Below are 13,647 nucleotides of genomic sequence, written 5' to 3' on the forward strand. Positions count from 1 at the left end.
GTATCGCTCTGATACTGAAGGTGTCAGAGCGCTCGAGGCCGATATCTCAGCAGTGCGATACAGGGCGGTATCTCAGCAGCGTGATGTCTCGATCCGGATAGTCGCAGAACACGGGTTCTACGCGCATACCGACAGTCAGTTCCAGATCGCCGACATCGACCAGTTCGGTACTGAACCGCGGCCCCTCGTCCCACTGCACCACCGCCAACATCTGCGGCAACGCATCCGACCACGGCGGTGCTGTGGGACGGTCAGCCACCGTATAGGTGTAGAGCGTGCCCAATCCACTGATTTCACGCCACTCGAGGTCGTCGGCCAACGTGCGCGGAGCCAGCAATCTCGGATAGAAGACAAATTCGTCCGATGACGGCGAGTACTGAATCTTTATCTTGCTTTCTCGCAAAGCATTCCAGAACGGTGCGGACACCGGCGTCGGTTCCGGAAACGGCTTTTCGTTCGACATCCCTAATCTCCCTGGAGTATCAGTGCGACTTGCTCACTCATGATGCCGCCGTTCCCGGTCACGAAAGCGGTATTGCAGTCGGCAACCTGCGCCGCCCCGGATCGGCCCATCACCTGACGTACGCCGTCGCATACGTGGTGCATCCCGCCCGCCATTCCTGCTTGCCCGTAGGATAATTGGCCGCCGGCGGTATTCAACGGGAAGTCCCCTCGGAAGGTCAGGTCTCTCGACGACACGAACTCCATACCCTTCCCCTTCTCACAGAAGCCCGCATCTTCGAGGCTCATCACCACCGTGATCGTGTAACAGTCGTAGATCGACGCGACATCGATTGCCGAGCGTGAGATACCCGCCATGTCGAATGCCGTGTCCGCAGCCTTCGCAATCGGGGTGCGCACCATGTCTTCTGCATAGGTCGGTGTCTTGAACGACAGGTGTTCGCCAAACCCCTTGACCCAGACCGGCCTGTTGCGACCGCGACGCGCGATGTCAGCGTTCGCCACGACAATGCCTGCTCCACCTTGCACCCGCATCACAACCTCGAGCATCCGAATGGGATCGGCGATCATCGGACTCGCCAGAACGTCGTCGATCGTGATCGGCTTTCCATGGAACACCGCACCGGGAGTACTGCAGGCGTTGGTTCGCTGGTCCACCGCGATCTTGGCGGTGGCACGGTCGTCGTACCCGAATTCCGACGCATACCGCCGAGCGATCTGGGCGTACGGCGCGTTCTGGCCGAGATTACCGTACGGAATTTCGAATTCGGCTTGAGGAGAACCGAACTTGCCACTCGAGGCACCGAGATACCCTGGATCCACAGCGGGCTGAATCTGCGACTTCGGTGTCATGAACGACCCAGGAACAATGACCAGTACCGCGTCGCAGATACCGAGTTCGACGGCTGCGGCAGCTCGCCACACCATCCCTGCCGCCGTTGCGCCGCCGAGGTCTACTCGCTCACCGAAGTTCAAGGGAATCCCGAGATACTCGGACAACGTGGCCGGGGCAAACATATCGGATTCCGCAATACCATGCGTGACAAGACCATTGATCTGCGACGCCTTCAGACCCGCATCCTCGATTGCCAGCTTCGAGAGCATTGCCCACTGCTCGATGGTGAACAACTCAGGACGGGTCTGCTTGCGCTGGGCGGGCAATTCACAGAACCCGACGATGGCGGCCTCACCGCGCAGTCCCGCCATCAGGACGCTCCGGCGGAGACAGCACTGTCACGGCGTGGCAGCAGCACGGTGGCCGTTCCCGGCATCAGCACCTCACCACCCCGCACTCCGGCAAGTTCCAAATCGACCAGCGCTCTACCGTTCTCGTCGCGTTTACCGGTCACTGTCCCCGTGAATTCCAACGGCTCGCCGGGAAAGGCCACAGCCCGGTTCGAGGCCGAGAAGTTCACCAACGATCCCCCGCCACCGATCCAGTCGGTGACAACGCGCGCCAGAAGCGCCGCCTGAAGCGGGCCCTGTACAACGACGTCCTGATAGCCCTCGACGTCGACAGCCCAACTCCGGTCGTAGTGAATGCGGTGCCCGTTGTACGTCGCTGCGCTGAAGAGGAACATCTGCAGTGCAGTGACACTGACAGCCAACACCGGAATCGTGTCGCCGGTGTTGATATCATCGAAATATACTTGTGTTGACATAACTTTCAACTCCTCGCGCTACGGTCGGGCGATCATCGAGGTGGTCGCTTCGGCAACAACCTCGTCGTTCTGATTGGTATACGTGGTCTTCCACGTCACCAGGACGAATCGGCCGGACCGACCGCGCTTCTCAACCACCGAATCCACGACGCGCACACTGGTGATCACATCTCCGTCGTAGGCCGACCGAAGAAAGGTAGTGTTCTCGCCACCTGCCATTCGCTTGGGGCACAACGGGAAAACAAGATTCCCGGAGGCAGCACCGGATGAGCCGTCTACCCGAAGTTCCGGTATCGGCGTCACCCCGAGAATCGCGTACTGCAAATACAGCGGCGGAGCGACAATATCGCGATAGCCGTGCTCACGGGCATACTTGCTGTCGAAGTACACCGGGTTGGTTTCGCCGACGGCCACAGCCCACCGTTGCCAGTCCCGCGCGACCACAGCTCCGCTCGCCTGGGAGACCACCTCCCCGACACGCTCGGCAACACTGTCGGGGATCAGAGATTCCGAATCCGGAATCACGGCTACGTTTTCAGTCATGTTCTTTCTCTCTCACGCTATTTGATGGTCGGTGACCAGTCCGGAATTCTCGAGTTCGGCATACTTCTCATCGGAATAGCCGAGGATCTTCTTGTAGACGTACTCGTTGTCTTCACCGAACCCTGGGAGTACCCGTCCGAATGCCAGATCGAATCCCTCTACCCGCCAGGGATGTCCTGGATACCGATAGGTTCCCACCGACGGATGTGACCGCTCCTGGAACCAGTCACGCTCGCGCAGATGACGGTCTTCGAGCAATCCGGTTTCGCTCATCACTTCACCTGCGGGAACGGCACACTCCTGCAACACCGAAACAACCTCGGAAGCCGACATCGAGCGGGCCCACCTCGCAATTCGATCCCTGATCGACGCGGAGTTTGTCCGTCTGGCGACTGTATCGGCGCCCATTTCGGCAAGTTCGTCCCCGCCGATTACCGAGGCCAATGCCGTCCACTCGCGATCGCTGCGAACGGATATCGCCACCCACCGATCCTCATCCGCACTGAGGTAAACATCCTGTAGCACATGAGGATCGGAGTTGCCGAGGATCTCCGGAACTCTCCCGTTCACCTGCGCGTCGAGCACGAACTCCCCGATCTCCGCCATGACGTTCTCCGCCTGCGCAAACTCGACAAGTCCCCCAACGCCGGTGTGCTCGCGGTCCAACAGCGCGGCCATCACCGCAAAGGCCAAACCTGCCGGAGCTGCCTCGTCCATGTGGTAGTTCTCGCCGGCCGAGTCGGCTTCCTCACCCTCGTAACCGTCCATCGCGGCAATCCCCACCAGCGAGTTGAAATTGGGGCCGTAACCGAGATAGTCACTCATCGGTCCGGCCATTCCGAGGGGTGGCATGCGAGCGACGATCAATCGAGGGTTGAGTGCGAGCAAACGCTCGTGCCCAAGCCCCAACTTCTCGAGAGTTCCGTTGGAATTGTTCTCCACCAGAACATCACTGACTTTGATCAGTTCGATCACAGCTGCGTGTCCCTCAGCGGTATCGAGATTCATGCACGCCGACAGTTTGTTCCGGGAATGCCAGTTGAAGAGAGCTGTGCGGTCGTACGGTCGCTCGCCGGGATCCTTCTCCGGATAGGTGCCGCCGTGATACCCGGTCTGCGCGATCGATTCCTTCGTTGTCTTTGCCGAAACTTGTCGGCTGACGCGGTTGTTCCCCTCCACACGTATCACTTCTGCGCCCAAGTCCCCCAGCATCGCTGTCGCTCCGGGGCCGGACCACACAACCGTCAGGTCGACAACACGAATCCCTTCGAGCGGATAACTCATACTCGCTCCCCTGTTTGTGTCAGTGACTCACGGATCTGTGGGCCGTGCTGGTCGAGAGTTGGTGCGGTATGACGCAACTGGTACCCATTGGCCATCCGCCACGGCGCACCCGTGTACTCCAACGTGCCCGCAACCGGATGTGTACCGCTGACAAATGCGCCTCGGCTACGAAAGTGATCGTGACTCAACAATTCCGAGACGTCGAGATACGCCGTGACGGGAATACGTGCCGCCTCGCACTGTTCCATGATGGCGACTTTGGGCCGCTGCGCGAACCACTCGGTGACATATTCCATGAACTCGTCACGATCCCTTCCCATGATCGTCTCGCGCCCGTGGTACCGCGTATGGAACGCGTCGTCGTGCTCGCCGACTATGTCGACCAACCGATTCCAGAAAGCCTGATTGGTCACGTACAGCATCACAAATCCGTCCTTGGCCCGGAACGGTCCGGTGAACGTCGCGCCGTGCCGGTGCGGGCTTCGCACTCCGCGTGGAGCATTCATGCCGGAATACGCTGCCGAAACGAGGTACGACGCTCGCCGGTCGGCGCCGGCGAGCAGAACCTCCTGCCCGGACACGTCGATCACGGAACCTTCTCCTGTGCGCTTGGCGCTGAAGATTCCCGCCATCGTGGCTTCGCCGGCGGTACGGCCGATCGTGTAGTGCTCGAGCATTCCCGGTTTACGCAACGGCGCACGATCAGCCGCACCAGTTGCGTTCATCGGGCCACCGGCAGCCTGAAGGACCAGGCCGCTCGCTTCACGATCCCGGTACGGTCCGGTCTGGCCGAAAGCACTGATCCGCGTGATCACCAGCGATGGGTTGCGCGCGTGCAGCACTTCCGGTCCCAGGCCCAATTTCTCCAGCTGGCCGGGACGGAAGGACTCCACCACCGCGTCCGCCGTGTCCACGAGGTTCAGGAGAACCTCCCGATCGGAATCCGAGGTCAAGTCGAGGACAAGCGATTTCTTGTTGGTGTTCAGATGCAGGAAGAGTGCGCTTCGCTCGACGTTCGGAACGTCGCCGGGGAACGGTCCCCACGCCCGCGTCAAGCTGCCCGTCTCCGGCTTTTCGACTTTGACAACGTCCGCACCAAAATCTGCGAACATCTTTGTTGCGTATTCTCCTGCCACCCACCTCGACAAATCCACGATCCGAAGATCCTGAAGTGCCTGCCGCGGTCCGGGTTTCGCTTCGCTAGGCAAGGTTCAGCTCCTTCTGCAGCCAACCCGCCGCAATATCTGCTGTGCCGTATCGGATTTCCGTGACCTTCGCCCGCTCAGACCACAGGTGCAAATCAGTCTCGAGGACGTATCCCATACCACCGTGCAATTGATGTGCATCCAGGGTCGCACGCTTGTAGGCCTCGTTGCACTGCATTTTTGCAATCGCGACCGCACGGGTGGCGGATTCACCGCGAGCCACCCACCACACCGCGTGCGCGGCAGCCAAGCGGGCACCTTCGAGCGCGATGTGCATGTCCGCGACAATGTGTTGTGCGGCTTGGAAACTACCGATCGGACGCCCGAACTGCTCGCGCTGGGCAATGTAGTCGACAGTGCGATCCAGAACTGCGGCGCCGCCGCCTGCCATCTCCATGCATTGAAGCGCCACTGCCGCATTGGCGACCCACCGAAGATCGTCGGCGCTCAGCCCATTTCCGCTGCCCCCGAGAGAAACGGCCGCGTCCGAGGCGAACACGTCGACAAGTTCGACGCGAGATAGCCTCTCTCCGGACATGTTCGACAATGGGACGGCATTCCAACCTTCGGCTGTCGGCTCGACGAAGGCGCAGATCAACCGTTCCGGTTCGGCAAACACCGATGTGCGAGCGGTCACGAGAACCACGTCGGACATCGAGGCGTTCACGGCAAATGGCAGGGTTCCGTTGAGCAGCCACCCACCCGGAGCTGGTGTTGCGGTCAGAGTGGGTCGAATATCGCCGGCGTCCCCGGGATTCCAGGCGGCAACGCCGGCGCGAAGGCGACCTTCGGCCAGCGCAGGCAGATAACGCCTGCGTTGTTCCGACGTAGCCAGTCGCCCGACGGCAATACCGAATTGCAGTGTGCTGTAGACAATCGACGGGCAGAGAACCCGACCGGCCTCCCGAAAGAACACACCGAGTTCGTACAGGCTGGCTCCACCGCCGCCGTATTCTTCATCGATCGCCAGGCCAAGTACACCAACCTCGGCAAGCGCCGTCATCAGTTTGTCCGGGCTGCTTTCGGACATCGGCTCTGCCAGTTCTCGTACCACACTGATCGGGCATTGTTTGGCCAGGACGGCAGCCGACATTGCCTGCAGATCGAGTTGGTCTTGGTTAGCAACAAGTTTCATCGGCAAACTCCTACGCCGTCAAGGAAGGTCGGAATCATGTCAGCGTCCGTAACTCGGTAGAGAGTGCCCGCGCTGGGCGATAACATCTCGCAGAACTTCGTTGGCTCCGGCACCGAATCGCAGCAGTGGCGCGGCGCGGTACAGTCGCTCGAATTTTCCTGCCATCACTGCGTGAGGGTCCGATCCCGCGATCAAACCTGCCGGACCGAGCATCGCCGTGCCGACATCGGCAATCCGTTGTCTGAGTTCACTGGAGAAAATCTTCTCGACGCTGACGAGCACCGACGGAATGGTTCCACTTTCCAGCAGCGACGACGCCTCGAATCCCATGAGCTGCGCGAGTTCGACATCCGCATCCAACTGAGCGAGCTTGCGTCGTACATCTGCGTTGTCGAGCGGACGTGTTCCGTCTTCTCGGATCTCCCGCGCGAGAATCAACAGATCGTCGACGGCTCTGCGCAGGTCGCCTGCATTCGTGAGGGCACCACGTTCGAGATCCAGTGCACCGGTGATGTACTTCCATCCCTTGTCGACTTCACCGATCAGGTTGGTCGCTGGAACACGGACGTTGTCGAAGAACGTCTCGTTGGTTCGATATCCGGACCACGCGGTGATCGGACGAATCACAACACCGGGAGCGTCGATCGGCACGATGATCACCGAGATACCCTTGTGTTTGGGCACCTCGGTATTGGTGCGAACACACAGCCATTCGTGAGTGACGCGCTGCGCCATACTGTTCCAGATCTTGGAACCGTTGATCACCCACTCGTCACCCTCACGCACCGCCCGGGTTTTCAGACTCGCAAGGTCTGTTCCGGCATTGGGTTCGGAATAACCGACGGCGCAGGTCAGTTCACCGCGTGCAATGGGCGGCAGGAATTCTTCCCGGTTCTGTTGCGTGCCGTGGCGCATGATCATCGGAGCCACCGACGTAACGGTCAAGTCCGGTCCCGGCACGCCCCAGTACTCGAATTCGCTGACCAGAAGATGCTGATACACCGCACCGAGACCAAGCCCACCGAACTCCTTGGGCCAATTGAGCCCGAACCACCCTTTTGCCCCGATCTTCCGGCGAAAGGCCGTGAGCTCGCCGCCGATGAACTCGAGATCGTGCTCGGCCATCTCCGCGCGCAGTTCCGGTGTGACATTGTCGCGAAGGAACGTGCGTATCTCCTCTCGCCACGCTCGCTGATCTGCGTCTAGTTCAAAATCCATGGGTATCCGTTCCGGAGTGGCTGATGGCCGCAGAGCCTTGGTTGTTCATTGGGAGGCCTGAAGGCTCTCGGCCAGTTCAGGATCCGAGCGCAACGCAGCGCGCACCGCAGCCTCCCAGAAGCCGTGGTAGCTGTTTCCGTCACTACCGGCCATTCGATCGAGCCACCAGTCGGGCAGAGCTGTCTTCTCCGGTCCACCGGCCACCCGGATCATCCAGGCATTCTTACAACGTTGTTCGAGAGCGACCGCCCGCAAATAGACTGCTGCGGCGGTACTTCCGGTGACAAAAACGCCATGTCCTGCCAGGAGTGCGCGATCAGCGGGCCCGATCGACCGGATCGCGGCCTCGGCTGCCTCCATGTTGTCGACGCCGCCGTCGTACTCGTCGACCAGCACTACCTCGCCGCCGCCGAGGCTGGAACTCTGATCGTAAGCGGGTGGAACCTCGCCCAGATCAGCCCAGACCGTTCCGAACTCCGAATGATTGTGTAGCGCAATGCCGACATCGGGACGTGCTCGGTGAAGCGCAAGGTGCAGAGGAATTCCCAGTGGGACAGGCCAATCACCCTGTAGGACATTGCCGTCGATGTCGATGCGAATGATGTCGGCGGGGAGGATCTCCTCCCAGGTGAGCAGCCACGGGTTGCACAGCATGGTGCCGTCACCGAGGTTGTACGTGATATGCCCGGCGAGATGATCCCGGTATCCCTCCGCCCACAGGGCGCGTGCAAGCAGAACTATCTCCTCCGCCGGCGTCAGGTTCGGGATCAATTGATCGACACTGGGTTTGAACTTCTTCACAGCAACCTCTCGGTAGTGCACTGGACCGCCAGCGGGAAGGAAAGTGCGAACTTTCAGGAAGATCGCCTTCACGGCAAGTATCTCTATGTGATACTGTGTATCAATTCTTTAATCAGAGTAGGGGTGATTCAGATCGCAGTCAAGACAATCAGTGGACTCACGCGCGGACTCCGCGTCATCGAAGCCATTGCTGCCCATCAGCCAATCGGCTTGACCGCGCTTTCACGGCTACTCGAGGTCGACAAAAGCGCCATGCAACGCACCCTGGCAACCCTCCATGAAGCGCAATGGATCCACCCTGTCGGCGAGGCTCCACCCCGCTGGGAGCTCTCCACCCGTTGTGTTGTCGTAGCCGGACAGGTCTACAACGGCTCGTCGCTGGCTGCCCGAGCACAACCCGTCATGACCAAGATTCGGGATACAACCGGCGAGACAGTACATCTCGCTGTCGCGGAGGAAGAACACATGATCGTCCTCGGGGTGGTTGAAGGTACCCACATGGTTCGGACAGGCCTGAAGCCCGGGGAGATACACGTACCCGAGACAAGTGCAGCGGGACGGGTCATCCACGCGTACCAGTCGCAGGAAGAACGCATGAACAGCTCGGGTCAGCCCGATCTCCTCCTCGCAGATGCCGAGTACCAGGAGATCCGCAGGCGTGGATGGGCCGCAAGCGAGGAAGCCGTCCAGCAAGGATCAACCAGCCTCGCCGCAGCGGTGCTGGATGCGTCGGGATCGCCACTGGCTGCGATCGTGATCAGTGGGCCGGCGACTCGACTCACCGAGGAGTACTTCGCGCGGTACGGCGAGCTGCTCCGATCGGCGGCGGATCAACTCGGCGGCTCCTACTGAGTGGGCTCACTCAGCGTCGCGAAGACAACCAGGGCCAGGTTCGTGCGATCGGACTGTCCCGAAAGCCCCTCCAGTGCAACAGCAGACACGAACGGAATGAGACTTCCCGACGGCAATGTACGGTCGCCGAACGCAACACTGCCGGACAACACAACTGCATACCCCCGACCCACACATTCAGCGAGTGCATCGGCGGTCAATACCCCACCGAGGTCGAGCGCAACACCGAATGCTGCGGCGCCACGTCTGGTACGGGCCAGTAGATCCAGCTTTCCCGTCTCTCCTGCGGCGTCGTCGATCGCACAGGTGAAATGTTCGCCGGCTCGCGTCTCACCTTTGACGCGTGATTCCGGCATGTAGTTCAATCCAGCGGCGGGGTCGAGCCGAAGGGTGAAGTACGACAGACCGTCGGGAGCGTCGGCGAAGATCGGCCCGTACACCGTGTACGCATCGCTGTAATGCACAGTGCCCGCGCCGATGGCGTGCCTACCGAGGCGTCCACTGCCGTCGAGAACTACCTGAAACTGATCCACCTCGTGATAGTGGGGCCGAAGCTTTTCCGCCTTCTGGCCGACAAGATACGCCTGAAAGCCCCCGGTTGCCGAACCGTCGGAGTGCTCACCTAGATAGTCACTCATCAGGAAGTCGCCGGACTCCGTGGTACGCAATATGGTTCGAGACTGTGCGGGTGCCACTGCCATCGGTGCCGATGTCATCGAATTCTCCTCAACTGACAGGTTCGGCTCGGACGCCCTCGAATTCCTGCCCACGGACAGATCGTGGAACGGGTACCGGAATAGCGTCGAGCAATGTTCGGGTGTACTCCTGCTGCGGGCGACGGAAGATGTCCTCCACCGACCCACTTTCCACAACCTCACCGCGCGCCATCACCAGCACACGATCGGCGATCACTTCGATCAACGCCAAATCATGACACACGAACAGATACGCAAGACCCAACTCCTCCTGCAGATCCCGCAACAAGTTCAGCACCTGAGCACGCACCGAAACATCCAGCGCAGCAACAGGTTCATCACAGACGATCATCTTCGGATTCAACGTCAACGCCCGAGCAATAGCAACACGCTGAAGCTGACCACCGGAAAGCTCCGCCGGATACCGGCCGAAATAACGCGAACCGATCCCCACCTTGTCCAACATCGCCGTCGCCAACTTCTCACGCTCACCCCGACCCATGTCGGTATGCACGATCAGCGGTTCCACCACAGCATCAACAACGGTCATCCGCGGATTGAGAGAACTGTGCGGATCCTGGAAAATCATCTGCATACCGCGGCGCATCGAACGCAACTCGGCAGGTTTTGCGGCTCGCACGTCAACGCCATCGAACGTGATCGAACCGGTATCCGGCTCGATCAACCGCAAGGCAATCCGGCCCACCGTCGACTTACCAGCACCCGACTCCCCGACCACGGCAAGACATTCACCGGCTTCGAGACTGAAACTGACGTCCTTGACCGCATGCGACCACTTGGTGCGACGGCCCAGAAAATCGCGGCCCGATGCAAACGACTTCGACACGTTCTTCACTTCGAGAAGACTCATCGCACACTCACTCCCTGCAGATCGAGGTCCTGCACACGCAGGCATCGCGCCTCTCCGGTCGGAACCTGCGCCATCGCAGGATGCTCCACATCGCACAGTCCCGGCGCCACATGCGGGCACCGCGGCGAGAACCGGCATCCTGTCGGCCAATCGGCCGCCGCGGGAATCCCGCCCGGGATCGCATGCAGCCGACGATCCGCATTCAGTCCCGGCTGAGGAATCGAAGCCAGCAAACCCGACGTGTACGGATGCTGGGGACGGAAGAACACTTCTTCTGCCGCAGCGTTTTCCGCGATCTCACCGGCATACATCACCACCACCCGCTGACACAATTCCGCCACCACCGCAAGATCGTGACTGACGAACAGCAACGCCACACCGGTCTGCTCCTGCAAATCCCGCAACAGATCGAGGATCTTCTCCTGCACCGTCACATCCAGCGCAGTGGTCGGCTCGTCCGCGATCAGCAACCGCGGATTGCATGCCATCACCATCGCGATCATCACACGCTGACACATGCCACCACTGAACGCGTGCGGATAATCGCCTACCCGCTCCTTCGCCCGGGGAATCTGCACCAACTCGAGCATCTCCACCGCCCGAGCCATTGCTTCCTTGCGGCTCAAACCCAAGTGCTTGCGCACGGATTCAGCGATCTGATCACCTACCGTGTAGGCCGGATTGAGACTGCGAATAGGCTGCTGAAAAATCATGCCCATCCCGGTACCGCGGAGCTTGCGCCACTCCCGTTCCGGAACCTTCGTCAGATCACGACCGTCGAATTCGATGGAACCCCGCGAAATCCGGCCGCCGGTAGCCTGCGTCAAACCCATCACCGCAAGCGAGGACACCGTCTTGCCTGATCCGGACTCACCGACCAACGCCACCGACTCGCCGGCACCGACGTCGAACGAGACACCTTCGACCGTCGTCTGCCAACCGCCTCCACCGCTGGGGAATTCGATGGTCAGATCCCGAACCCGCAACAGTGGTTCAGTGCTCGCATCGAACTGCTCTTTACGCATCAGATCAGTCATTGTCACCATTACGACTCCGTAGCAAAGATCGGCGAACACCGTCGCCCAGATAGGTGAAGGACAGGACCGTCAAGAAAATCATCACGCCGGGAGGCCACACCAGGTACGGCGCCAACTGCATATTCGACGCCGCGGTGCTGAGCATCGAACCCCAACTCGCCGCCGGAGCCTTCGCCCCGAGGCCGAGGAAACTCAGGCTCGCTTCCGCCGCAACCGCAGCACCGAGAGAGACGGAGATGACCAGCACCACCGGCGGCATCACGTTCGGAAGGATATGCCTGATAATGGTTCTGCCCGGACGGCAGCCCAACGCGATTGCGGCCTCGATGTACGTCTCGTGCCGCACATCCATCGTCGACGCCCGCGCAACCCGGAAAAACCTGGGCGCCATGACCAAACCGATGGCGAGCATCGCGTTGGTGATTCCCGAACCGAGGACCGCGACGATCGTGATCGCCAGCACCAGTGACGGAGCCGACATCAACGCATCCATCACCCGGGTGATCAGCGAATCGACCCAGCCGCCGCGATAACCGGCGATGACACCGAGTGGAAGTCCCAGGATCAGCGCCACACTCACCGCCTGCAACGACGCCGTCAACGAAATCCGCGCGCCGTAGATCAACCGGCTCAACACATCTCGGCCGTAATCATCTGTGCCGAGCAGATGATTTGCACTCGGCGGCTGCAATCGGTTGACCAGGTCCTGCACGTACGGATCGTGCGGCGCCAGAATTGGAGCGAACACCGCCATGATCACCAGAAGCAGGATGAAAATACCCGCGACCATCGTCACAGGCTTACGCAGAACAGCCTTCAAGCCTTGGCCCCTCGCAGGCCGCTCCGCCGTCTCGGATGTGGTCACTACCTTCGGATCAGTCATGCGCGAACCTTAGGGTTGAAGTAGCCGTAGGAAATGTCGACAAGCAGGTTCACCAGCACCACCACCACGGTGGTGAACAGGACAAACCCGAGCAACACCGGAATATCGTGGTTCTGGACACTGTTCACGGCCAGGGAGCCCAACCCCGGCATGCTGTAGATGATTTCGATGGTCACCGCCCCGCCCAACACTTCCGCGACACGGAAACCGAGCACCGTGACCACCGGGATGCACGCGTTCTTGAGTCCATGCTTGAACACGACACGTCCGCGCCCGAGACCCTTCGCCTCCGCGTTGAGGATGTAGTCGCTCTTGAGTACCTGCCCCAGCGACGACCGCAGCTGCAACGTCACCTCCGCCGCAGGCAACAACGCCAACGCAGTACCCGGCAAAATGAGGTGCTGAATCCACGGCACAAACCCGTCTGAGAGTGGCGCATACCCGAAGGCCGGGAAGATCTGATTGGTCACTGCGAACACCGACACCAGCACCAGACCGAACCAGAACGCGGGAATCGCGATCGCAATCGACGCCACCACATTCACCAGACGATCGACAATTCCGCCGGGACGAAGCGAGGCGACAACACCCAAGATCAACCCGATCGTCACCGCAAGCACCATCGCAAAAACAACCAGCGACAACGTCGTCGCCATCCGGCGGAAAATCAGCTCCGTCACCGACTGATTCGACAGAAACGACGTACCCAGATCACCCTGCAGAACACCGCCCACCCACCGGACGTACCGCAGAAAGATGTTGTCGTCCAAGTGAAGTGTCGACCGGATTTCGGCCAACCGCTCCGGAGTCGGATCATCGCCGGCAAGAATCGCAGCCGGATCCCCCGGCGCCAAATCGATCAACAGAAAAATCATCAAAGGCACAATCAACAACAGCGGCACCGCCGCCAGCAGCCGTCGCCCCGCGTAACGCAACATAAGCACCCCTCACCGGCGCTTACAGCCGGTCTTGTCGGCGGTTCCCCTTCGCAGGTGATGCG

General features: G+C 60.5%; 15 protein-coding genes. 1 reads left to right on the top strand and 14 read right to left on the bottom strand.

Annotated elements, in window-relative coordinates; genetic code table 11:
• Positions 1–46 precede the first annotated feature (46 nt).
• Genes EEB13_RS25355 through EEB13_RS25395 form a run of 9 tightly spaced genes read right to left on the bottom strand, consistent with a single transcriptional unit; the run spans position 47 to position 8,309 of the window.
• The gene (locus EEB13_RS25355; protein WP_116102305.1) at positions 47–463 is read right to left on the bottom strand and encodes a Zn-ribbon domain-containing OB-fold protein; all 417 of its coding nucleotides are present in this window, start codon (positions 461–463) and stop codon (positions 47–49) included.
• A 2-nt stretch (positions 464–465) separates the two neighbouring features.
• Positions 466–1,668, bottom strand: coding sequence for a thiolase family protein (locus tag EEB13_RS25360; RefSeq protein ID WP_033232354.1), 1,203 nt, complete (start codon positions 1,666–1,668; stop codon positions 466–468).
• The gene (locus EEB13_RS25365) at positions 1,668–2,123 is read right to left on the bottom strand and encodes a MaoC/PaaZ C-terminal domain-containing protein (protein WP_033232356.1); all 456 of its coding nucleotides are present in this window, start codon (positions 2,121–2,123) and stop codon (positions 1,668–1,670) included. The genes EEB13_RS25360 and EEB13_RS25365 overlap by 1 nt, the downstream gene beginning before the upstream one ends.
• Before the next feature lie 18 nt (positions 2,124–2,141).
• Positions 2,142–2,666: a MaoC family dehydratase N-terminal domain-containing protein gene (locus EEB13_RS25370; RefSeq protein ID WP_141486520.1), complete on the bottom strand. Its 525-nt coding sequence runs from the start codon at positions 2,664–2,666 to the stop codon at positions 2,142–2,144.
• A 12-nt stretch (positions 2,667–2,678) separates the two neighbouring features.
• The gene (locus tag EEB13_RS25375; RefSeq protein ID WP_141486521.1) at positions 2,679–3,950 is read right to left on the bottom strand and encodes a CaiB/BaiF CoA transferase family protein; all 1,272 of its coding nucleotides are present in this window, start codon (positions 3,948–3,950) and stop codon (positions 2,679–2,681) included.
• Positions 3,947–5,158, bottom strand: a complete 1,212-nt coding sequence (locus tag EEB13_RS25380) for a CaiB/BaiF CoA transferase family protein (protein ID WP_141486522.1) — start codon at positions 5,156–5,158, stop codon at positions 3,947–3,949. Before EEB13_RS25380 ends, EEB13_RS25375 begins: the two co-directional genes overlap by 4 nt.
• Positions 5,151–6,290 (bottom strand): acyl-CoA dehydrogenase family protein, encoded by a 1,140-nt coding sequence (locus EEB13_RS25385; RefSeq protein ID WP_033232360.1) that lies wholly within the window; start codon positions 6,288–6,290, stop codon positions 5,151–5,153. The genes EEB13_RS25380 and EEB13_RS25385 overlap by 8 nt, the downstream gene beginning before the upstream one ends.
• Before the next feature lie 39 nt (positions 6,291–6,329).
• The gene (locus EEB13_RS25390) at positions 6,330–7,508 is read right to left on the bottom strand and encodes an acyl-CoA dehydrogenase family protein (RefSeq protein WP_033232361.1); all 1,179 of its coding nucleotides are present in this window, start codon (positions 7,506–7,508) and stop codon (positions 6,330–6,332) included.
• Positions 7,509–7,553: 45 nt separating this feature from the next.
• The gene (locus tag EEB13_RS25395; protein WP_141486523.1) at positions 7,554–8,309 is read right to left on the bottom strand and encodes a class II aldolase/adducin family protein; all 756 of its coding nucleotides are present in this window, start codon (positions 8,307–8,309) and stop codon (positions 7,554–7,556) included.
• Positions 8,310–8,432: 123 nt separating this feature from the next.
• Between EEB13_RS25395 and EEB13_RS25400 the strand changes: the two genes are divergently transcribed.
• Complete coding sequence (locus EEB13_RS25400) at positions 8,433–9,161, top strand: IclR family transcriptional regulator (protein ID WP_141486524.1); 729 nt, start codon at positions 8,433–8,435, stop codon at positions 9,159–9,161.
• Here the strand turns inward: EEB13_RS25400 and EEB13_RS25405 are convergent.
• The 5 genes from EEB13_RS25405 to EEB13_RS25425 are packed head-to-tail and all read right to left on the bottom strand — an operon-like array spanning position 9,155 to position 13,585.
• A complete protein-coding gene (locus EEB13_RS25405) occupies positions 9,155–9,877 on the bottom strand; it encodes a hypothetical protein (protein ID WP_141486525.1) in 723 nt (240 codons plus the stop codon). The genes EEB13_RS25400 and EEB13_RS25405 overlap by 7 nt on opposite strands.
• 10 nt (positions 9,878–9,887) lie before the next feature.
• On the bottom strand, positions 9,888–10,727 hold the full coding sequence (locus tag EEB13_RS25410; protein ID WP_051730357.1) for an ATP-binding cassette domain-containing protein: 840 nt from the start codon (positions 10,725–10,727) through the stop codon (positions 9,888–9,890).
• Positions 10,724–11,773 (bottom strand): ABC transporter ATP-binding protein, encoded by a 1,050-nt coding sequence (locus EEB13_RS25415; protein ID WP_033232362.1) that lies wholly within the window; start codon positions 11,771–11,773, stop codon positions 10,724–10,726. The genes EEB13_RS25410 and EEB13_RS25415 overlap by 4 nt, the downstream gene beginning before the upstream one ends.
• Positions 11,757–12,647: an ABC transporter permease gene (locus EEB13_RS25420; protein WP_080711646.1), complete on the bottom strand. Its 891-nt coding sequence runs from the start codon at positions 12,645–12,647 to the stop codon at positions 11,757–11,759. The genes EEB13_RS25415 and EEB13_RS25420 overlap by 17 nt, the downstream gene beginning before the upstream one ends.
• Positions 12,644–13,585 carry an ABC transporter permease gene (locus tag EEB13_RS25425; protein WP_033232363.1) on the bottom strand — a complete coding sequence of 314 codons (942 nt, stop codon included), beginning with the start codon at positions 13,583–13,585 and terminating at the stop codon, positions 12,644–12,646. The genes EEB13_RS25420 and EEB13_RS25425 overlap by 4 nt, the downstream gene beginning before the upstream one ends.
• Positions 13,586–13,647 lie beyond the last annotated feature (62 nt).

It is taken from the genome of Rhodococcus sp. WS3 (genome assembly GCF_003797085.1).
Classification (GTDB): Bacteria; Actinomycetota; Actinomycetes; order Mycobacteriales; family Mycobacteriaceae; genus Rhodococcus_F; species Rhodococcus_F globerula.

What these genes read in the sequence shown, in the direction of transcription:
- EEB13_RS25360 (WP_033232354.1), bottom strand. Translation starts at nt 1,668, where the DNA reads ATGGCGGGACTGCGCGGTGAGGCCGCCATCGTCGGGTTCTGTGAATTG.
- EEB13_RS25355 (WP_116102305.1), bottom strand. Translation starts at nt 463, where the DNA reads ATGTCGAACGAAAAGCCGTTTCCGGAACCGACGCCGGTGTCCGCACCG.
- EEB13_RS25420 (WP_080711646.1), bottom strand. Translation starts at nt 12,647, where the DNA reads ATGACTGATCCGAAGGTAGTGACCACATCCGAGACGGCGGAGCGGCCT.
- EEB13_RS25415 (WP_033232362.1), bottom strand. Translation starts at nt 11,773, where the DNA reads ATGGTGACAATGACTGATCTGATGCGTAAAGAGCAGTTCGATGCGAGC.
- EEB13_RS25365 (WP_033232356.1), bottom strand. Translation starts at nt 2,123, where the DNA reads ATGTCAACACAAGTATATTTCGATGATATCAACACCGGCGACACGATT.
- EEB13_RS25390 (WP_033232361.1), bottom strand. Translation starts at nt 7,508, where the DNA reads ATGGATTTTGAACTAGACGCAGATCAGCGAGCGTGGCGAGAGGAGATA.
- EEB13_RS25425 (WP_033232363.1), bottom strand. Translation starts at nt 13,585, where the DNA reads ATGTTGCGTTACGCGGGGCGACGGCTGCTGGCGGCGGTGCCGCTGTTG.
- EEB13_RS25370 (WP_141486520.1), bottom strand. Translation starts at nt 2,666, where the DNA reads ATGACTGAAAACGTAGCCGTGATTCCGGATTCGGAATCTCTGATCCCC.
- EEB13_RS25410 (WP_051730357.1), bottom strand. Translation starts at nt 10,727, where the DNA reads ATGAGTCTTCTCGAAGTGAAGAACGTGTCGAAGTCGTTTGCATCGGGC.
- EEB13_RS25405 (WP_141486525.1), bottom strand. Translation starts at nt 9,877, where the DNA reads ATGACATCGGCACCGATGGCAGTGGCACCCGCACAGTCTCGAACCATA.
- EEB13_RS25375 (WP_141486521.1), bottom strand. Translation starts at nt 3,950, where the DNA reads ATGAGTTATCCGCTCGAAGGGATTCGTGTTGTCGACCTGACGGTTGTG.
- EEB13_RS25385 (WP_033232360.1), bottom strand. Translation starts at nt 6,290, where the DNA reads ATGAAACTTGTTGCTAACCAAGACCAACTCGATCTGCAGGCAATGTCG.